Source organism: Flavimarina sp. Hel_I_48 (assembly GCF_000733945.1).
GTDB lineage: Bacteria > Bacteroidota > Bacteroidia > Flavobacteriales > Flavobacteriaceae > Leeuwenhoekiella.
In genome coordinates this window covers 2,891,797-2,911,484 of sequence record NZ_JPOL01000002.1, presented here as the reverse complement: position 1 = coordinate 2,911,484, position 19,688 = coordinate 2,891,797, and the positions used below count along the sequence as shown (strand labels likewise).

Annotated in this window: 16 protein-coding genes; 13 read left to right on the top strand and 3 right to left on the bottom strand. The window is 40.9% G+C overall.

Annotation, left to right across the window (positions count from 1 at the left end; all coding sequences use genetic code 11):
- Positions 1–62: 62 nt before the first annotated feature.
- Both P162_RS12735 and P162_RS12730 read left to right on the top strand, forming a co-directional pair.
- Complete coding sequence (locus P162_RS12735; protein WP_031427843.1) at positions 63–1,337, top strand: PQQ-dependent sugar dehydrogenase; 1,275 nt, start codon at positions 63–65, stop codon at positions 1,335–1,337.
- A gap of 90 nt (positions 1,338–1,427) precedes the next feature.
- A complete protein-coding gene (locus tag P162_RS12730; protein WP_051907884.1) occupies positions 1,428–3,551 on the top strand; it encodes a TonB-dependent receptor family protein in 2,124 nt (707 codons plus the stop codon).
- A gap of 637 nt (positions 3,552–4,188) precedes the next feature.
- Here the strand turns inward: P162_RS12730 and coaD are convergent.
- Positions 4,189–4,641: a pantetheine-phosphate adenylyltransferase gene (gene coaD / locus P162_RS12720; RefSeq protein ID WP_031427838.1), complete on the bottom strand. Its 453-nt coding sequence runs from the start codon at positions 4,639–4,641 to the stop codon at positions 4,189–4,191.
- A gap of 42 nt (positions 4,642–4,683) precedes the next feature.
- Entirely contained in the window at positions 4,684–5,676 is a 993-nt protein-coding gene (locus P162_RS12715) for a D-alanine--D-alanine ligase (RefSeq protein ID WP_031427837.1), read from the bottom strand.
- Between the two features lie 186 nt (positions 5,677–5,862).
- On the opposite strand from P162_RS12715, the gene P162_RS12710 reads away from it, so the two are divergent.
- The 10 genes from P162_RS12710 to P162_RS12665 all read left to right on the top strand — a co-directional run bounded on the left by P162_RS12710 (position 5,863) and on the right by P162_RS12665 (position 15,362).
- Positions 5,863–6,426: a PASTA domain-containing protein gene (locus tag P162_RS12710; protein ID WP_031427835.1), complete on the top strand. Its 564-nt coding sequence runs from the start codon at positions 5,863–5,865 to the stop codon at positions 6,424–6,426.
- Positions 6,427–6,568: 142 nt separating this feature from the next.
- Entirely contained in the window at positions 6,569–7,603 is a 1,035-nt protein-coding gene (locus P162_RS12705; RefSeq protein WP_031427833.1) for an RluA family pseudouridine synthase, read from the top strand.
- 60 nt (positions 7,604–7,663) lie between these two features.
- Positions 7,664–7,987 (top strand): nucleotidyltransferase family protein, encoded by a 324-nt coding sequence (locus tag P162_RS12700; RefSeq protein ID WP_031427831.1) that lies wholly within the window; start codon positions 7,664–7,666, stop codon positions 7,985–7,987.
- A 27-nt stretch (positions 7,988–8,014) separates the two neighbouring features.
- Positions 8,015–8,296 carry a HepT-like ribonuclease domain-containing protein gene (locus tag P162_RS18075; RefSeq protein ID WP_081868474.1) on the top strand — a complete coding sequence of 94 codons (282 nt, stop codon included), beginning with the start codon at positions 8,015–8,017 and terminating at the stop codon, positions 8,294–8,296.
- 4 nt (positions 8,297–8,300) lie between these two features.
- The gene (locus P162_RS12690; protein WP_031427830.1) at positions 8,301–8,486 is read left to right on the top strand and encodes a hypothetical protein; all 186 of its coding nucleotides are present in this window, start codon (positions 8,301–8,303) and stop codon (positions 8,484–8,486) included.
- Between the two features lie 90 nt (positions 8,487–8,576).
- A complete protein-coding gene (locus tag P162_RS12685) occupies positions 8,577–9,152 on the top strand; it encodes a cob(I)yrinic acid a,c-diamide adenosyltransferase (protein ID WP_031427829.1) in 576 nt (191 codons plus the stop codon).
- 134 nt (positions 9,153–9,286) lie between these two features.
- A complete protein-coding gene (locus P162_RS12680) occupies positions 9,287–9,508 on the top strand; it encodes a DUF2795 domain-containing protein (protein ID WP_009781131.1) in 222 nt (73 codons plus the stop codon).
- Positions 9,509–9,606: 98 nt separating this feature from the next.
- Positions 9,607–12,969, top strand: a complete 3,363-nt coding sequence (gene secA / locus P162_RS12675) for a preprotein translocase subunit SecA (RefSeq protein WP_031427826.1) — start codon at positions 9,607–9,609, stop codon at positions 12,967–12,969.
- Between the two features lie 146 nt (positions 12,970–13,115).
- Complete coding sequence (locus tag P162_RS12670; RefSeq protein ID WP_031427824.1) at positions 13,116–14,432, top strand: hydroxymethylglutaryl-CoA reductase, degradative; 1,317 nt, start codon at positions 13,116–13,118, stop codon at positions 14,430–14,432.
- Between the two features lie 9 nt (positions 14,433–14,441).
- Positions 14,442–15,362 carry a GYDIA family GHMP kinase gene (locus P162_RS12665; protein WP_031427822.1) on the top strand — a complete coding sequence of 307 codons (921 nt, stop codon included), beginning with the start codon at positions 14,442–14,444 and terminating at the stop codon, positions 15,360–15,362.
- 80 nt (positions 15,363–15,442) lie between these two features.
- Here P162_RS12665 and bshC read toward each other — a convergent pair whose 3' ends face one another.
- A complete protein-coding gene (bshC, locus tag P162_RS12660; protein WP_031427820.1) occupies positions 15,443–17,053 on the bottom strand; it encodes a bacillithiol biosynthesis cysteine-adding enzyme BshC in 1,611 nt (536 codons plus the stop codon).
- Positions 17,054–17,203: 150 nt separating this feature from the next.
- On the opposite strand from bshC, the gene P162_RS12655 reads away from it, so the two are divergent.
- Positions 17,204–19,684, top strand: coding sequence for a M14 family metallopeptidase (locus P162_RS12655; RefSeq protein ID WP_031427818.1), 2,481 nt, complete (start codon positions 17,204–17,206; stop codon positions 19,682–19,684).
- The last annotated feature ends 4 nt before the right edge of the window (positions 19,685–19,688 follow it).

Below are 19,688 nucleotides of genomic sequence, written 5' to 3'. Positions count from 1 at the left end.
TCGACTATTTTGTAATGAACTACTGACATCTAAGACCTATATTAGAACCAAAATTAAACAACATGAAAAAATACATATTGCCCCTACTTTTAGTGGCGCTCACCATAGGCTGTAAGAATAAAAAAACAGTAGCCGAAGAGGATAAAAAAGAATTGGCAGATAATGGCATGACCATCGTAGAGACGGCTACTGGCCCTGTTGAACTTGCCGCACCTTTTGCTTCAGAATCTGTAAACAACAGCAGCAAGGTCATAGGCTGGGAAGAAAATCAGTCCCCTAAGGCTCCAGAAGGTTTTACGGTAACACGTTTTGCAACAGATCTTAAACACCCACGCTGGACGTACGTTGCGCCAAACAATGATATTTTTGTGGCTGAATCTGACACAAAAGATAGTGCCAATCGAATAACATTATTAAGGGACAACGATAAGGACGGTACGGTAGACGATCAGTTTGTCTTTATGGAGGGTCTTAATCAGAATTTTGGGATGCTCGTTTTAGGGGATTTCTTTTATGTAGCAAATACAGATGGCCTGTACCGCTATCCTTATACAGCAGGTCAAACAGAAATGACTGCTGAAGGTGAAAAAATAGTGGCTCTTTCCGCTAGCGGTTATAACAATCACTGGACGCGTAATATCATTACAAACGAAGCAAAAGATAAAATATACATTTCTGTAGGTTCTGCCAGTAACGTAGGCGATCAGGGAATGGAAAAAGAAGAACGACGCGCTAATATCCTGGAAGTAAACCCTGACGGTAGTGGAGAGATCGTCTATGCTGATGGATTGCGCAACCCGGTGGGAATGGACTGGAATCCAGAAACCGGCGAGCTTTGGACGGCCGTGAATGAACGTGACGAACTTGGGAACAACCTTGTGCCAGATTATGCAACAAGCGTAAAAAAAGGAGGCTGGTACGGCTGGCCTTATAGCTATTATGGTCAAATAAAAGATCCACGCTGGTCTGACGATCCCCATCAGGAAATGGTAGATAAAGCCATTGTGCCAGATGTTCCTTTAGGAAGCCATACAGCATCCCTGGGACTTACATTTTATACCGCAGATAATTTCCCAGATTTATATAAAAATGGAGCATTTATAGGCCAGCATGGTTCCTGGAACCGCGAACCGTTTTCTGGTTATAAAGTGGTATTTATCCCTTTTGAAAGCGGAAAACCACAACAACCTCAGGATTTCCTTACGGGTTTTATAGACACTAACGATGAGAGCAAAGTTTATGGTCGCCCAGTTTGTGTGGCTACTGCACCAGACGGTTCCCTATTAGTTAATGATGATGACAGTGGTATTATCTGGAGGGTGGCCGCCAGCAAATAAATAACATATTAAATTCCTAATTATTCAGCTTCCTTTTGGCAAACCCCATCAGGAAGCTGAATTTTTTTAAACTGAAAACAGTTTTAACAAATGAACAAAAATTACTTACAGCGCTCCCTACTATTCAAGTACATCCTGGGTGTAGCCCTATTTTTTTGTTGCATACCCAATCTCGTAGCGCAACAAAAAGATTCGCTAAATCCCAACAAAGAAAACAATCTTCCCGAAGTCCTGATTCGCAGTACGCCCATTATTGACACCCTGCAGCGCATTCCGGCATCAGTGAATGTGGTTAGCGCGGCAGATTTACAGCGTGGGGACCAACTTTCACTCGCCAACGAAATCAATAAAAATCCGGGGATACAGATGCAACAGGGCGCATTAAACTTAAGCCGCATCAGCATCAGGGGTCTTGGCGCCCGCAGCCAGTATTCTACAAACAGGGTAAAAGCCTACATTGAAGGCATCCCGCTCACTACAGGTGAAGGGGAAACCACCCTTGAAGATATCGACCTCAACCTCATTGAACGTATTGAGATCATAAAAGGTCCCGCATCAAGTACGTATGGTGCCGGCCTGGGCGGGGTGATGAATATTTCTATAATTAAACCGCAGCAGGAAAGCACTTCCATACAGCTAAATGGACTGGTAGGTTCTTTTGGCACTTTTAAAAGCGGTGTTACCGCGGCACTTGCCTCTGGCAACGCTTCTGCACTCTTTAGCTACAATCATCTGGAAAGCGATGGGTTTAGGGACAATAGTACGTATGATAGGGATACCTTTACCGCTTACGCGAAAACCCAACTCGCCCCTGCACATTCCCTTGCTTTTTTCGGAAATTTCACAAAGCTGAAAGCATTTATACCCAGTTCCATAAATTTACAGGACTTCAATGAAAATCCGGATAAAGCAGCTTTTACCTGGGGACAGGCGCAAGGTTATGAATCCTATGATAAAGCAATTGCCGGACTCTCCCATACCTGGAATTTTAGCGATAAATCTGCCTGGACGACCAGTATTTTTGGAAATTACCGTGACGGTTATGAGCCCCGGCCGTTTGATATTCTTGACGAAGAATCTTTTGCATTCGGTATTCGCAGTAATTTTAACACTGCTTTTACTATTGGTAGCATACCCGTAAAAAGCAGCCTGGGACTTGAATATTTTGATGAAAGTTATGATGTTCAACTTTTTGAGAACTTATATGAAGATAATAATGGCAACGGTACCTTACAGGGGAATAGCTTTAGCGAGCAGCATCAGGACCGCAAATACCTGAACCTTTTTGCGCAATTCAGCCTGCAATTTACAGAACGCTTAAAAGGCGAAGTGGGTGTGAGCTATAACCACAGCCGTTATGTTCTTGACGATAGCCTGAACAATACCGGGGAAGACCGTTCTGGCAAGTATACCTATCCCCGCCAATTTTTGCCACAAGCAGGTCTTACCTATGAAGTAGTTTCAGATAAATTTATTTATGCCAATGTGAGCAAAGGATTCTCACTACCATCAGTAGCGGAAACCTTAACTCCGGAAGGCGCTATAAATACTACTATTGAGCCAGAAATTGGTATCAATTACGAACTGGGGCTTAAAGCGACCTGGCTCAACAAAAAGCTTTATACAGAACTTGCACTCTACAGCATCCAGGTAAACGATCTCATTGTGGCAGATCGCATTGCCGAAGATCAATATGTGGGCCGTAACATTGGTAAAACCGATCATAACGGAATCGAATTGCTTATAAATTACAACCAAAGTATCGCCCCGGGTTGGTTTTTAAAACCCTATGGTTCACTTACGCTGAACGATTATAGTTTTGATGAATTTGTAGATAACGACGTCAACTATAATGGCAACGATCTAACCGGTGTTCCTGATCAGATTTATAATCTGGGTATAGATTTAGTTCAGAACAGCGGATTTAAATTCAATATAAATTACAGACATACCGGAATGATCCCGCTAAATGATGGAAATACGCTTTATAGTGACTCTTATAATTTACTGAATGCACGGGCAGATTATAGTTTTCAACTTTTACAACAACTTGACCTCACTATTTACACTGGAGTGAATAATCTAACCGATACGGATTATGCCGCCCAGATCCTACCCAATGCCACTGGCTTTGGCGGCGCTGCACCACGGTATTATTACCCCGGTGATCCTGTGAATTATTATGTTGGGTTGCGTTTGAATTATCATTTGTAAACTAGTCATCATCTTGATAACAAAATATTATTTGCGTTAGGGATTGCAGTGAAAATCCTTTTAACGAGTGACGAGTAAACATATTGAAGCGAAAAGCCCAGCCCAAAGGAAAACGCCCACAACCATCTAAAACGGCCAAAATCACCCGAATATCGGCCTTTTTTCAACTAAAATGCTAGAGCAGCTTATGCTACCCCAAAATAAATTCAGGGTGACGTCAGATTATGATATTTTAAAGATATCTAAAAACAAAAAGCCTGTTTGCGTTAGGGATTGCAGTGAAAATCCTTTTTACGAGGGACGAGCAAAAAGATTGAAACGTAAAACCCGGCCCGAAGGGGAACGCCCAGAAACCGATAAAAACATTCCAAAAATGGCTGAAAACACACTAAAAATAGCCGTTTTTCAAATAAAGTACTTGAGCTGCTTTTGCAACACTGAGCCATTCCTATAGCTATCTGAACAGGGTAACGTTAGACTATGACATTTTAAAATATCTAAAAACAAAAGCCTGTTTGCGTTAGGGATTGCAGTGAAAATCCTTTTTGCGAGGAACGAGCAAAAAGATTGAAACGTAAAGCCCGGCCCGTAGGGAAACGCCCAAAACCATTAAAAAATATAAGGCCACCTAAAATTGCTAAACTCTCACCGCCCCCGGCACCAGCTCTGTATAATCACCATTATTTCGTATCACGTCACGTACAATAGATGAAGAAATATAACTTTTCCCGGAAGAAGTAAGTAGGAATACCGTTTCAATTTTAGCCAGTTTACGGTTGGTATGTGCAATCGCCTTTTCAAATTCAAAGTCGGCTGGATTGCGCAGGCCACGCAATATAAAACCGGCATCGTTTGCTTTGCAGAATTCTACCGTTAGGCCCTGATAGCGCATCACTTTGATACGGGGCTCATCCTTGAAGGTTTCGGTTAAAAAGTGTTCGCGCTGATCTTCAGAAAACATATATTTTTTCTGTGCATTATTGCCCAGCGCCAAGATAATTTCATCAAAAAGGGTGAGACCACGCTCAATAATATCGTAATGTCCCAAAGTCAATGGATCAAAAGATCCTGGAAAGACTGCTTTGTTCATAATTCTAATTTTAGGTTCAATAGGTCGTTTTTCAGTCCTTTTTTAACTGTTTTTCTCTTCTTTAAGCACATTTGTGATCATCTCCCCAAAGAGATCTTGTAACGAAATCCCCGCTACTTTAGCTTGCTGAGGGATTAGGCTTGCCGGGGTAAGACCCGGAGTCGTGTTTATTTCCAGAAAGTGCGGCTCCCCATTGTGAAAAATAAACTCTGCACGGGTAATGCCCTTTAGTTTTAAAACCTTAAAGATGGTTTCGGCCTGTTGCTTTAATGCCTGCGCCTGAATTTCGGAAATTCTCGCCGGGGTAATTTCCTGCGATTTACCTTCATATTTAGCATCGTAGTCAAAAAAGTCATTTTCGCTTACAATTTCGGTTGCCGGCAAGGCCATTACCTGACCCTCATATTCAACCACGCCAATGGAAACTTCGGTACCCTCTAAAAAGGATTCAATGATCACCTCATTATCTTCTTTAAAAGAAATAGCGATTGCATCTTTCAAATTTTCGGCTTCATATACTTTTGAAATACCAAAACTGCTCCCCGCCCTATTGGCCTTTACAAAACACGGCAACCCCACACGTTCAACAATGGCCTTTTCATCAATGACATCACCCTGATTGAGGTAATAATTGGTTGCGGTTTTTATTCCATAAGGTTTTAACGCACTGATGCAGTCCCTTTTGTTAAAGGTAAGCGCGGCCTGATAAAAATCGCTCGCGGTCTGCGGGATATCAAGCAATTCCAAATACGCCTGAAACAATCCGTTTTCTCCCGGGGTACCATGAATAGTATTGAAAACCGCGTCAAAAAAGATGGTTTTTGAGTCAATTTCAATACTGAAATCGGCTTTATTTATAGCAATTTTTGAACCGTCTGCCAGTACACAATGCCACGAATCACGAAGGATCTCAACGGCATAAGGCTCATAAATAGTACGGTCGAGGTTTTCAAAAACGGTACGCCCGCTTTTTAAGGAAATCTGAGCCTCGCTGGAATAGCCGCCCATCACAATGGCTATATTTTTCTTTGACATATATATAAACTATAAGCGTTTAAAAGTACAAACATTGACCGAAAAGCAAGGACAATTTTGAGATTTTGACCCTTTTTCAGCATTTTGTTTGTCTCATGATCTAGGGGACATTTAAACAAAAAAAGAAACGACCAACAAACCGAACCAATTTTAACTAAATTTGCAGCTACAAAAAAGGCTAATCAAATGGGTTTTATACGCTTTATATTCAGTAAATCTTTTTTAATTCAGCTGGCTCTGGCAGCTGTGATTATCGTGGGGCTTGTTTTTCTTTCTATGTACTGGCTACAGGGATCAACAAATCACGACCAGCGTATTGCCGTGCCTGACCTTGGCAAAATGAACCTGGCTTTGGTAAAGCAAAAGCTGAAGGAATCTGACCTCAATTATGTAGTGATTGACTCTTCTAACTACAACCCGGATTTCCCGAAATATTCCGTAATTGAACAAACCCCGGCACCCGGAAAGTTTGTAAAGGAAAACCGAAAAATATACCTGGTCATGAACCCTTCTGGTTACCGCCAGATCGAAGTGCCCAGTATTATAGGACGTACCTTGAGACAAGCGGAACCTACGCTTATCGCTATGGGTTTTAAAGTAGGCAAAATTACCTACAAGCCCTACATTGCCGAAGATGAAGTACTGGAAATGCGGCACGAAGGCAAAAAACTGGAAGAGGGCGTACCCTTGCGGAAAACAGCAACGATAGATCTTGTTCTGGGCGACGGCAAAAGCGGATACGATAATTAAGCCTTAAAATATTTTCAAATAAAATCAGGTCTCAGGGTTACTCTATTTATGAGTTGCGCGCTGATTTTGATGTGGAAAAAGTATAAGATTTCGACCTTTAGGGTCAACTAATGAATCCTTCAAGGGATTGAAAATTATAGGTATGCAGGACGAGAATACCACCGATAACGAAGAGCAGGACGATGAGCTTTATGAGCATTATAACTTTACCGCCGGTAAGGGTCAGGAACCTTTGCGCGTAGATAAATTTTTAATGAATTTTGTGGAAAAAGCGACCCGTAACAAGATTCAAAAAGCGGCAAAAAATGGCAATATTCAGGTCAATGGCGAGGTTGTCAAGCAGAATTATAAGGTAAAGGCAAATGATGTGGTGCGCGTGCTTTTTGAACATCCGCCCTATGAATTTTTACTTGTCCCAGAGAATATTCCCATTGATATCGTTTATGAGGACGATGCGTTGCTTGTGGTAAACAAACCTCCCGGAATGGTGGTTCACCCTGGTCATGGCAATTATAGCGGCACACTTATCAATGCGCTTACCTACCATTTTGAAAACCTGCCGGAAAACAGCAGTGGTCGGCCCGGCCTGGTACACCGCATAGACAAAGACACCAGCGGACTCCTGGTGGTCGCAAAAACAGACGATGCCATGACCCATCTGGCCAAGCAGTTTTTTAACAAGACCAGTGAGCGGGAATATGTGGCGCTCGTATGGGGAAATGTGGAAAATGACAGTGGCACTATAGAAGGCAATATCGCCCGCCACCCTAAAAACAGAATGCAAAATATCGTTTTTGAAGAATCTGACCACGGTAAGGAAGCAGTCACCCATTATAAAGTCCTGGAGCGTTTTGGCTACGTTACCATGGTTTCCTGCAAGCTGGAGACCGGTCGTACCCACCAGATTCGCGTACATATGAAATATATAGGCCATACCCTTTTTAATGATGAACGTTATGGAGGTGATGCTGTTTTAAAAGGAACAACATTCACTAAATACAAGCAGTTTGTAGATAATTGTTTTAAAGTGCTTCCACGGCAGGCGCTGCATGCAAAAACCCTTGGTTTTGAGCATCCAGTTAGTGGCGAATGGAAAAGCTTTGACAGTGAAATACCAGAAGATATGCAAGCTTGTTTTGAAAAATGGCGCAATTACGCAAAGCACCAGCAGATGTAACGAAGCTTGATTTTGTGATTTCTACGGAAGAAATTCAGCTTAAATCCTTATTTTTAAGGTATGAAAATCCTTCTCGATCATGCGGATCAAATACGTGAACTTTGCTTGAAAAATCAAGTGAAGAGCCTTTTTGCATTTGGTTCTGTTCTTACTGAGAGATTCAGTGACGCCAGTGACATTGATCTCGTGGTTGGTATTGAGGAAAAGGATCCATTTAATTATAATGATAAATATTTTGACCTAAAATTCAAATTAATTGAACTTTTGGGCAGAAATATAGATTTATTGGAAGAAAGAGCGATCAGTAATCCATATTTTAAAGAAGAACTTGATCGCACAAAAGTTCTAGTATATGAACATCAAAATCAAAACTTGCCTGTATGATATTCATAGATCTATTAATGAAATCAGATTTTTATACGTGCAATAACGCAATTTGATGATTTCTCAAGAGACATCAAAACCATTAAATCCGTAGAACGAAACTTAAAAATAATAGGTAAAGCTTCAAATAAAATTTTAAAAGAAGATCAAAATATAGCCGAAAAGATCAGTCAGATAAGAAATATAATTGATACCCGCTGTAGAATCTCGCATGGCTATGAATTTGTTTCCTACGATATTCTGTGGAACATAATTCATAATGACATACCTCTTTTAAAAAAAGAAGTGTCAGAACTTCTTAAAAACTAATAAAATGTTCGATTTTATTTCCGAAGAAATGCAAAGCATTCTAATCGTTGTCGTTGTTGCGGTATTGTTTTTAATAGTCGTCGCAAACAACCGAAAAAATACTAAAAAGAACAGTGACAGAAGACGCAGGAGCTTTCGCGAAAATTATATGGAGCGCAAGCAGGAAGAAGAAAAACGCAATAAAACATAAACAGCTTTTCTTATTATTCTAAAGTGAATCTTCATGAATATCAAAGAAAATAAACGCTGCTAACACAAATCAAAAATTACTCCTCACGGCATGAAAATATATACGAAAACGGGTGATAAAGGCACTACTGCCCTATTTGGCGGTACACGAGTACCTAAGCACAATCTGCGCATAGAAAGCTATGGAACGGTAGATGAACTCAATGCACATCTGGGACTTATACGCGATCAGGAAATTGACCAGCTTCACAAAAAGAACCTGCTCCAGATTCAAAAAAATCTTTTTACCGTTGGCGCCATTCTCGCTACAGATCCACAAAAAGCGACTCTCAAAAATGGAAAAGAGCGTCTGGATATTAAAAAAATAAAAGAAGCTGATCTGGAACACCTGGAAAATGAGATGGACCGCATGGAATCCCATCTGCCCCAGATGACGCACTTTGTGCTTCCGGGAGGGCATCAGTCGGTGTCATTCTGTCACATTGCCCGCTGCGTCTGCCGCAGGGCTGAGCGCAATGCCTCAGCACTTTATGAGCAACAACCCTTTGATAAATTTTCATTGAAATACCTCAACAGACTATCTGACTATCTGTTTATGCTGGCACGAATGTTGACCCATGAACTACAAGCAGAAGAAATTAAATGGATTCCCGAAAAGGAAAACTAGTGTTTTAGACCTCATTTTCAGCATTAATAGGCCGGCACAGACGTTCTTATAAATTATTTTGATAATAATTGATTATTTACTTGGTTTTAGCGTTCAAAAATTTATTTTTGCAAAAATTAAAAACACGCTACGCTATGTACTGGACTTTAGAATTGGCATCTCACTTGAGCGACGCCCCTTGGCCGGCCACAAAAGATGAATTGATTGATTATGCAATTAGGACTGGAGCTCCTCTGGAGGTTGTGGAAAATCTACAAGCTATGGAAGATGAGGGTGACTCTTATGATTCTATAGATGAGATTTGGCCAGATTACCCTTCAGAAGATGATTATCTCTGGAACGAGGACGAGTATTAAATATACCCATACCATAAACAACTATAAAGTCTCACTTAGAGGCTTTTTTTTTGCTTAAATTTGAACGGAATAATTACAATTAAAAGATCATACCAACCATGGGATTTTTAGATAAGGTTTTAAAAGTATTTGTAGGCGATAAATCCAAGCAGGATGTTGCCTCCATTATGCCAATAGTTGAGAAAGTTAAAAGTTATGAAGCAGCCATAAAAAAACTTTCCCATGATGAACTAAGGGCAAAAACCATTGAATTTAAAGCAAAAATTGCAGATGCACTCAGTGAGGTCAACGCAAAAATGGCAGAGCTGGAAGCCGAAGCAGATACTAATGAGGATATTGACCGCAAGGAAGACATTTATGCAGAAATAGATGCTCTTAAAGATAAAGCTTACGAAATTAGTGAAGAGGTACTCAATGATATCCTTCCCGAAGCTTTTGCTGTTGTAAAAGAAACCGCTACCCGCTTTTTTCATAATACCGAAATCAAAGTTACGGCTAGTGCCTTTGACAGGGAATTGAGCGCAAACAAAGACTACCTGACCCTGGAAGATGATCAGGCGATCTGGTCTAACAGTTGGGACGCCGCAGGTAAGCCTATTACCTGGGATATGATCCATTACGATGTACAGCTTATAGGTGGTGTCGCCATGCACCAGGGTAAAATTGCAGAAATGCAAACGGGTGAAGGTAAAACGCTTGTGGCTACGCTCCCCATGTACCTTAATGCCTTGACCGGTCGTGGCGTGCATCTGGTAACGGTAAACGATTACCTTGCCAAACGGGATAGTGCCTGGATGGCGCCCATATTTAACTTTCATGGTCTTACCGTAGATTGTATTGATTACCATCGCCCCAACTCCGCTTCCCGAAGAAAGGCTTATGCCGCAGATATCACTTATGGAACAAACAACGAGTTTGGTTTTGATTATTTGCGTGATAATATGGCACATTCCCCCGGTGATCTTGTGCAGCGTGCCCCTAATTATGCCATTGTAGATGAGGTGGATAGTGTGCTTGTAGATGATGCCCGTACCCCGCTTATTATTTCTGGACCCGTTCCGAAAGGAGACGTACACGAATTTGATGCCCTAAAGCCGAAAATTGATGATCTGGTTAATATTCAGCGTCAGCAGCTTACCACTACGCTAGCCGAAGCTAAAAAAATGATCAAGGCCGGTAATACTAAAGAAGGTGCAGATTTATTATACCGGGTATACCGCGGACTTCCAAAAAACAAACCGCTTATTAAATACTTAAGTGAAGAAGGTATTAAGCAGTTACTTCAAAAGACCGAAAATCACTACATGCAGGACAATAACCGCGAGATGCCAAAAATTGACGTGGACCTGTATTTTACCATTGATGAGAAAAACAATCAAATTGAATTAACCGATAAAGGTATAGATCACCTTTCAGGAAAAGACAATCCCGATTTCTTTGTCATGCCAGAAATGGGTATGGAGATCAATAAAATTGAGAGTGCTGCACTTACTAAAGAAGAAGAAGCAGAAAAGAAAGAAGAGCTTTTTAGGGATTTCAGCATAAAAAGTGAGCGTATTCACACCATGAACCAGCTCCTCAAGGCGTATACTTTATTTGAAAAGGATACAGAATACGTAGTTATTGACAATAAGGTCAAGATTGTAGATGAACAGACAGGACGTATCATGGATGGTCGTCGCTATAGCGATGGTCTTCACCAGGCAATAGAAGCTAAGGAGAACGTAAAAATTGAAGACGCTACACAGACGTTTGCAACGGTAACGCTTCAGAACTACTTTAGGATGTACCGCAAACTCTCTGGTATGACCGGTACGGCCGTTACCGAAGCTGGAGAATTATGGGAAATATACAAACTCGATGTGGTTGAAATACCTACAAACCGTCCTATTGCCCGTGATGATCAAGATGATAAGGTTTATAAAACCAAGCGTGAAAAATACAATGCGGTAATTGATGAAGTCACAGAACTTACAAAAGCCGGCAGGCCTGTACTTATAGGTACGACTTCGGTTGAAATATCTGAACTTTTAGGCAAAATGTTGACTTTACGCAAAATTCCGCACAACGTCTTGAATGCAAAACTTCACAAAAAAGAAGCTGATATTGTTGCCGATGCCGGTAACTCTGGTCAGGTAACCATTGCCACAAACATGGCTGGTCGTGGTACGGATATTAAATTGAGCAAAGATGTGAAAGGAGCGGGCGGTCTTGCCATAATAGGTACAGAACGTCACGACTCAAGACGAGTAGACCGCCAGTTACGTGGTCGTGCAGGTCGTCAGGGAGACCCGGGAAGTTCACAGTTTTACGTTTCCCTTGAGGACAACCTTATGCGCCTTTTTGGTTCAGAACGTATCGCAAAAATGATGGATAGAATGGGCCTTGAAGAAGGTGAAGTTATTCAGCATGGGATGATTTCAAAATCCATTGAACGTGCCCAGAAAAAGGTTGAAGAAAACAACTTTGGTGTACGTAAGCGCTTGCTTGAATATGATGATGTAATGAACGCGCAACGTGAGGTTATCTACAAGCGTCGTTATCATGCACTTTTTGGCGAACGCCTTCGTGTGGATCTTGCAAACATGATCTATGATACTGCGGAAGTAATAGCCGAAACGAACAAAGTCGCTCAGGATTATAAGAATTTTGAATTTGAACTTATTCGGTTTTTCTCTATGAGCAGTCCCGTCACCAAGGAAGAATTTGCCTCCATGAGTGTTCAAAAGTTGGCCGGAATTGTTTACAAAGCTTCGCTGGAACATTATCGAGAGAAGATGGCGCGCAATGCGGAAATGGCTTTTCCTATCATTAAAAATGTATATGAAAACCCAGATAGTAATTACGAACGTATCGTTGTTCCTTTTTCTGACGGAAACAAAGAACTGCGCGTGGTTACCAATTTAAAAGGTGCATATGAAAGTGAAGGTAAACAGCTTATCACAGATTTTGAGAAAAACATTACCCTTGCCATTATAGATGATGCGTGGAAAACGCATTTGCGCAAAATGGACGAACTAAAACAAAGCGTTCAGTTGGCTGTTCATGAGCAAAAGGATCCATTGCTTATCTATAAGTTTGAGGCTTTTGAACTGTTCAAACAAATGATAGAACAGGTAAATAAAGATGTGATTTCTTTCTTATTTAAAGGAGAACTACCCGTACAGGAGCAAAACCAGATAAAAGAGGCGAAAACCACTCAAAAGAAGGAGAAAACCGAAACCTCTAAAGAAGAAATACAAAATCTTGACGAGCGTGCCGCACAAAACAGACAGGCTGGTAATAACACACAGCCCCAGCAGCAGCAAATCACCGAAACCATTGTACGTGAGCGACCCAAGATAAACCGTAACGACAGGGTGACAATTAAAAATGTAATGAACGGGGATAATAAAACCGTCAAATACAAACAAGCAATTCCCCTTTTAGATAAGGGTGATTGGGTATTAGTTGAAGATTAATCAATAATCAGATTTATTGAAAACCTCAAAAGCTTAGAAAGCTTTTGAGGTTTTTTTATGGCTAGCATTGAACCTGTAGTTGGTATAATTTCATATAAAACCTACTAAAATGGTATATTTACCCTTTAATCGTTTTGTTGTGCATTATGTCTAAAACTATTCAGGGATTTTCCCGCCTTTCCAAAACAGAAAAAATAGACTGGATTTCTGACCAGTATTTGAGCGAGAACCCCAACGCTAAAGCTATTTTAAAGCAATATTGGAACGGGGATGATAAACTACAGCAACTCCATGATGAGTTTATTGAAAACACGATTTCAAATTATTATTTGCCGCTGGGCGTTGCGCCCAACTTTCTAATAAATGACAGACCTTATGCTATCCCCATGGCAATTGAAGAAAGTTCTGTTGTGGCGGCCGCCAGTAAAGCCGCAAAATTCTGGATGACCCGCGGAGGCTTTAAAACTGAAATTCTGGGTACAGTGAAGGTAGGCCACGTTCATTTTACTTATGACGGCGAACCTGACGAGCTCATTCTCTTTTTTGAAGAAATAAAATCAAAGCTCATAAAAGAAGCGAAGCCCATTACAAAAAAAATGGAAGACCGTGGTGGTGGCATTCTGGATATTGTTTTAAAAAATAAAACGAAGCATTTAAATAATTACTATCAGTTACAATGCACCTTTGAGACACTTGATGCCATGGGTGCCAATTTCATCAACAGTTGCCTGGAACAATTTGCCGAAACCTTTCAGCGGGAATTTGAAAGCCACGAGATCGCAAGGGATTACGACGGTAGGCTACAGATTATCATGAGCATACTTTCCAATTATGTACCAGAATGTATCGCCGTAGCATCTGTGAGTTGCCCCATTGAAGAACTCGCTGATGGTCCAGGTTTTGATGCGCAGCTCTTTGCAACAAAATTTGAACAAGCGGTAAAGATTGCACAAATTGAACCTTACCGTGCCGTTACCCATAATAAAGGTATAATGAATGGCGTAGATGCCGTGGTTATCGCTACCGGTAATGATTTTAGGGCGGTAGAAGCGGGTATTCATGCCTATGCGGCAAGAAAAGGAAGCTACAGCAGCCTTACAAAAGTAGAACTGGAAAATGGAAATTTTACCTTCTCCATAAAATTACCGCTTGCCCTGGGCACCGTGGGCGGACTTACAAACATCCATCCACTTGTTAAATTAAATCTGGAACTTCTGGGCAATCCCAGTGCAGAAGAATTGATGCAGATCGTTGCGGTTGCAGGTCTTGCGCAAAATTTTGGTGCCATTAAGTCACTTACCACTACGGGAATTCAAAAGGGACATATGAAAATGCACCTCATGAACATACTGAACCAAATGAGCGCCAATGATGATGAAAAATCCCAGGCAATAAATCATTTCAAAACCCATAAAGTTACCCATAGCGCAGTTGAGCATTACGTAGAAAGCATTAGAAAATAAGAGAAATCCTTGAACCAAAAAATCTTTCAAAGTAACGGAAAACTACTCATAACGGGTGAATACCTCGTACTTGATGGTGCGCTAGCTTTAGCACTTCCCACAAAAAAAGGACAGTCGCTAACCGTGACCCAATCAAAAAAAGAAGGTTTATTTTGGTCAAGCCTGGACGAAAATAAAAACTGCTGGTTTGAGGCAAATATTGACCTGAAAAGCTTAAATAATAAGGCTTTTCAGCAGAATTTAAACGATCCAAAAGCTCGACTTTATCAAATACTTTGTGCCGCAAAAGAGCTGAATCCGGATTTTTTAGCCGCTGATAATAATATTCAGGTTACAACCGAACTTGATTTTCATCGGGATTGGGGCCTGGGCTCCTCTTCTACGCTTATAAATAATGTAGCGTCCTGGGCAATGGTCAACCCCTATGACTTACTACAAAAAACCTTTGGAGGTAGTGGTTATGATATTGCGTGCGCACACCATGACGCACCTATTTTATATCATTTAAAAGATAAAAAACCAATAGTTGAAGACGCTCCTTTTGCTCCAAATTTTTCAGACCAGCTTTTTTTTATTCATTTAAATCAAAAGCAAAATACCCGTGAGGCGGTAAAAAAGTATAGAAGTCAGCCATTAAACGAACTTCAAGATAAAGTAAAAGAGATCTCAGAACTGACCCGGTCTCTTTTAGTGGTTTCAACATTGAATGAATTTGAATATTTAATGACACAACATGAAAATATTCTTTCAAACTTGCTAGGTTTGCCAACGGTAAAATCAAGACTTTTTCCTGATTATCAAGGTAGTATTAAAAGCCTGGGCGGCTGGGGCGGCGATTTTATACTGGCGACCGGCTCGCTAAAGGAAATGGAGTATTTTAAGGTTAAAGGGTTTACTACGATTGTTCCCTACAATGCTATGATTCTATAAAACCACAGAAGAAAAGATTAAAAATTACCATCTGAAAGTTTGATTCTACTTATTACTTTCCCATAAATTTACAGAAGCTTCTATTCAAAAACGATAACGCTAAAGTCTTCGTTAAGCGGATCTAGCGACTCCATTAATTGGGGTATTAGCTTCTCGCCATATTCGATATAAAACTCTGAAAAATTATTTATGCGCTCCTGCAGATTTTCCCGAGGAAAGAGTTCTAACTGTAGTGCGGTAAGTCGTTTAACTTCATCGCCAAGCTTTCTTTTTTGGGCTTTTAGCAAACGCTTTTCTAAATGATCTAAACCTTTTAACTGTTTTACTTCCTGCGCTTTTACGGCGCCAAGAAAGGTTACATCGGTTTTTTCAGCGATAGTGTACATTTCTTCAAATTGATTGATCAGATGTTCCTTTTGAGGGGAAAAGTCAATATCAATATTTGATATTTTACGTATTCTACGGTTTACCAGATCATTGTTATCCTGAAATAAATCTGCAATCTCAAGATCCATTTTTTTTGCTTTGTCGAACTGTTTTTCGGTCATGATCAGGGCAGAATTGCGCAGCATGAGTATGGGAAAAGGAACCTGTACCGCTTCAAAATAGTCTTTTAGTTCAAGCCAGTACGCAAGCTCCCCGCCTCCACCTATATAACAGAGGTTCGGTAGAATCACTTCCTGATACAAGGGACGCATAATCACATTGGGACTAAAGCGTTCTGGATAATTTTGTAGTTCTTTTAGAATCTCTTCTTGCGAAAACTCCATTTGGGTATCGTGAACAAAAAATGCCCCATCACGTTCAATAATACGTTCTCTTAGTCCGTCTTTTAAATAAAAAAGATTGATTTCCCTGGGAGAAACCTGGATGGAATACCCTGATTTTTCAAGCTTTTCAGTCGTTTTTTCTACTGTTTTAAAGGAAATCTGCTCTTTTAATTCCCGTTCCATAAAAGGGATAAAATTCCGCTTTAAAGCTGCTGCATTGGCATCTATAATCACCAGGCCATATTCAGCAAAAAGTTCGTTTGCCAGGTAACGCGTAGCTTCCGTGAGATTCTTGTGTTCTAAATAACTTTCAGAAAAAAGATTGCAAAGCTTTTTAGCGATTCTGGTACTTCCTATTTCTGCGCAAAACTGTTCGTGCACGGCATCCAGGCCTTCGGTAAACAATTCACCAACGGCACCCTTATTATTATCTGTGATGTCGGTACGGTTCCAGCGGAATTTTTTACCATTTAAATTAAAGTAATTGATCTCGTCAAAATCATGATCCTCTGTCGCCATCCAGTATACGGGCACAAAATCCTGCTCGGGATAATGGGATTTTAACTTCTGGGAAAGCGTGATCGTATGAATGATTTTGTATAGAAAATATAACGGTCCGGTAAAAAGATTGAGTTGGTGGCCCGTAGTTATGGTAAACGTTGAATCTTTCTCTAATAAATCGATATTTTCGGCCGTTTTTTGGCTGATTTTGATCGATTTATACTGGTTTTGAAGTGTTTTTACCAGGATTTGTCTGTTTTCAGCGGTAAAACTTTTCTTTTCTTTTATTTGCGCTTTGAAGGACTCTATCTCAGCAGAACGGTGGTAAAAGGAAGTTATCGATTCCTTTTTTTCCAGGTAGTCACAGATGATTTTAGAAAAATAACCGGTTTCTGAATAGGGGATTTTATGAATGTTCATAGCAAGCAGCATATTTGATGTAAAAATCACACATCTTCGCACTTTATAGCGCAAAAAATACATAATCCTAAAATATCAAAGTTACATTAAATGGAAGGATTCACTATTGTCTAGTTTTTAGTAGTTTTAGATTTCAAAATTCCAACTTTTATGCTCAAAAACCGACTCGCTCTTGTATTCTTATTTTTATCGGTCACACTCAGTGCCCAGAACCTAAAATCCCCGGAAGAATTTCTGTGCTACACCCTTGGCACCCAATTTTCACGGCATGCAGACGTGGTAAATTATTTCAAAGACGTTGCCGAAAATTCGGATTGGGTCACGTATCAGGAATATGGAAAGACAAACGAGCGGCGGCCACTTACCTATGCGGTGGTTTCTACACCAGAAAACCTGGGCAATCTGGAAGAAATACGCCAAAACAACCTAAAAAATGCCGGACTTTTAGATGGAAGCGCCACTCCAGATAAAACAATAGTCTGGCTGAGCTACAATGTGCATGGCAACGAGGCCAGCAGCACGGAAGCTGCTATGGAAACCGTCTACAAACTAATTACCGAAAAAAAAGAATGGTTGCAAAATGTAGTCGTAATCATGGATCCCTGTGTAAATCCAGACGGCCGGGATCGTTATGCGAACTGGTACAACCAGGTAAAAACCGAGCCCTACAGTATAGATCGCGCGGCAGCAGAACATAATGAACCCTGGCCCGGTGGCCGGCCAAACCATTATCTTTTTGATCTCAATCGTGACTGGGCCTGGGCCTCGCAGGTAGAAACGCGGCAGCGATTAAAAGTTTACAACCAGTGGATGCCTCAAATTCATGTGGATTTTCATGAGCAGGGCATCAACGAACCTTATTATTTTGCGCCTGCCGCGGAACCATTTCACGAAGTAATCACCGATTTTCAGCGTGATTTTCAAACGGAAATTGGTAAAAACAACGCGAAATATTTTGATCAAAACGGTTGGCTTTTCTTTACGAGGGAGCGTTTTGACCTGCTGTATCCCAGCTATGGTGATACTTATCCGCTATATATGGGCGCGATTGGGATGACTTACGAACAGGGCGGAAACGGAAGTGCCGGCCTGGGAATCAAAACGGATGAAGGTTATGTACTTACGCTTGTAGATCGCGTTGCGCATCACGTGACCACTGGTTTGGCAACTGTAGAAACCGCTTCAAAAAATGTTGAAAAACTTAATACAGAATTCCATAAGTTCTTTAGCCCTAAGGATTTTGAATACAAAAGTTATGTATTAAAAGGCAGTCCAGATAGGCTTGCCGCACTCGCAACCTTATTGGATCGTCATGAGATTCAATATGGTTATACCGGTAAAGGTTCCGTTCGCGGCTTTAATTATGGTCAAAATGGAAAAGGAAAAATGGACTATGAATCGGCTCTTGTAATAAGCACAGACCAACCTAAAAGCACCATGGTAAAGGTACTTTTTGATGCAAATGCGAAGCTTTCAACGCCTATAACTTATGACATAACCGCCTGGAGCCTGCCACAAGCCTACGGCCTGGAAGCTGTGGCGAGCACTTCTCTGGTAGAAGCGAACGCTGCCGTGCCATCTAGGAACGCTTCGGCTACGGCAACGCCAGATGCGGCAGGTTACATCAGCAAATGGGACAGTATGGAAGATGCCCGTTTCCTGGCAGAATTGATCAAAAATGATATAAAAGTCCGTTTTACCTATAAACCCCTTGAAAACGATGGTGCTAAATACGAGCGTGGTTCTCTGGTAATCACGCGTAGCGACAACGCAAAAATGCCCGATTTTGATCAAAAATTGACTGAAATCGCCAATAAATTTCACCGGGACTTAAAATCCACGCGAACCAGTTTTGCCACTTCTGGACCAGATTTTGGTTCTGGAGATGTGTCGATCATCAACCAGCCAAAAGTTGGATTGCTTAAAGGCGATGGAGTTTCCTCGCTGGCATTTGGTGCTACCTGGTATTTCTTTGAGCAGGATCTCAATTATCCCGTACTTCCCATAAATACGAGTGATCTAGTGGCGACAGACCTTCATGATTTTGATATTTTGATCATGCCAAATGGTTATTATAATGCTGTAGTTGACGATAAGTCTATCGAAAAAATAAAAAACTGGGTTCAGGATGGCGGCAAACTCATTGCAGTTGATGGCGCACTCAAAACACTGGCTGGTAACGACGGTTTCGGCCTTAAAGAAAACAAACCAAAAGAAGAAAAAAACGATAGTGTTGTTAAGCTGATACCCTATTCTGATCTTGAAAAAGAAAGCACCAAAGACCTCATTACCGGGAGCATTTTTAAAACAGAACTGGACACCACACATCCGCTGGCGTTTGGTTATGGTCAGGATTATTTTAGCCTCAAACTGGGTAGCGACAGCTACTCTTATTTAGAAGATGGTTTTAATGTGGGGTATATCAAAGAGCCCGTGAACGTCTCTGGATTTGCCGGGGAAGATGCTTTAAAAGGACTCAAAAATTCTTTGGTTTTTGGAGAACAGCGCATAGGAAGGGGCAGCGTAATTTATATGGTAGACGATCCACTTTTTAGGGCGTTTTGGCAGAATGGAAAGCTTATTTTTGCAAATGCGATTTTCTTTGTAAATGATAATTCGTATACTTTCTGAAATT

Coding starts and splice junctions, on each gene's coding strand:
- P162_RS12735 (WP_031427843.1), top strand. CDS start 63: ATGAAAAAATACATATTGCCCCTACTTTTAGTGGCGCTCACCATAGGC.
- P162_RS12730 (WP_051907884.1), top strand. CDS start 1,428: ATGAACAAAAATTACTTACAGCGCTCCCTACTATTCAAGTACATCCTG.
- coaD (WP_031427838.1), bottom strand. CDS start 4,641: ATGAACAAAGCAGTCTTTCCAGGATCTTTTGATCCATTGACTTTGGGA.
- P162_RS12715 (WP_031427837.1), bottom strand. CDS start 5,676: ATGTCAAAGAAAAATATAGCCATTGTGATGGGCGGCTATTCCAGCGAG.
- P162_RS12710 (WP_031427835.1), top strand. CDS start 5,863: ATGGGTTTTATACGCTTTATATTCAGTAAATCTTTTTTAATTCAGCTG.
- P162_RS12705 (WP_031427833.1), top strand. CDS start 6,569: ATGCAGGACGAGAATACCACCGATAACGAAGAGCAGGACGATGAGCTT.
- P162_RS12700 (WP_031427831.1), top strand. CDS start 7,664: ATGAAAATCCTTCTCGATCATGCGGATCAAATACGTGAACTTTGCTTG.
- P162_RS12690 (WP_031427830.1), top strand. CDS start 8,301: ATGTTCGATTTTATTTCCGAAGAAATGCAAAGCATTCTAATCGTTGTC.
- P162_RS12685 (WP_031427829.1), top strand. CDS start 8,577: ATGAAAATATATACGAAAACGGGTGATAAAGGCACTACTGCCCTATTT.
- P162_RS12680 (WP_009781131.1), top strand. CDS start 9,287: ATGTACTGGACTTTAGAATTGGCATCTCACTTGAGCGACGCCCCTTGG.
- secA (WP_031427826.1), top strand. CDS start 9,607: ATGGGATTTTTAGATAAGGTTTTAAAAGTATTTGTAGGCGATAAATCC.
- P162_RS12670 (WP_031427824.1), top strand. CDS start 13,116: ATGTCTAAAACTATTCAGGGATTTTCCCGCCTTTCCAAAACAGAAAAA.
- bshC (WP_031427820.1), bottom strand. CDS start 17,053: ATGAACATTCATAAAATCCCCTATTCAGAAACCGGTTATTTTTCTAAA.
- P162_RS12655 (WP_031427818.1), top strand. CDS start 17,204: ATGCTCAAAAACCGACTCGCTCTTGTATTCTTATTTTTATCGGTCACA.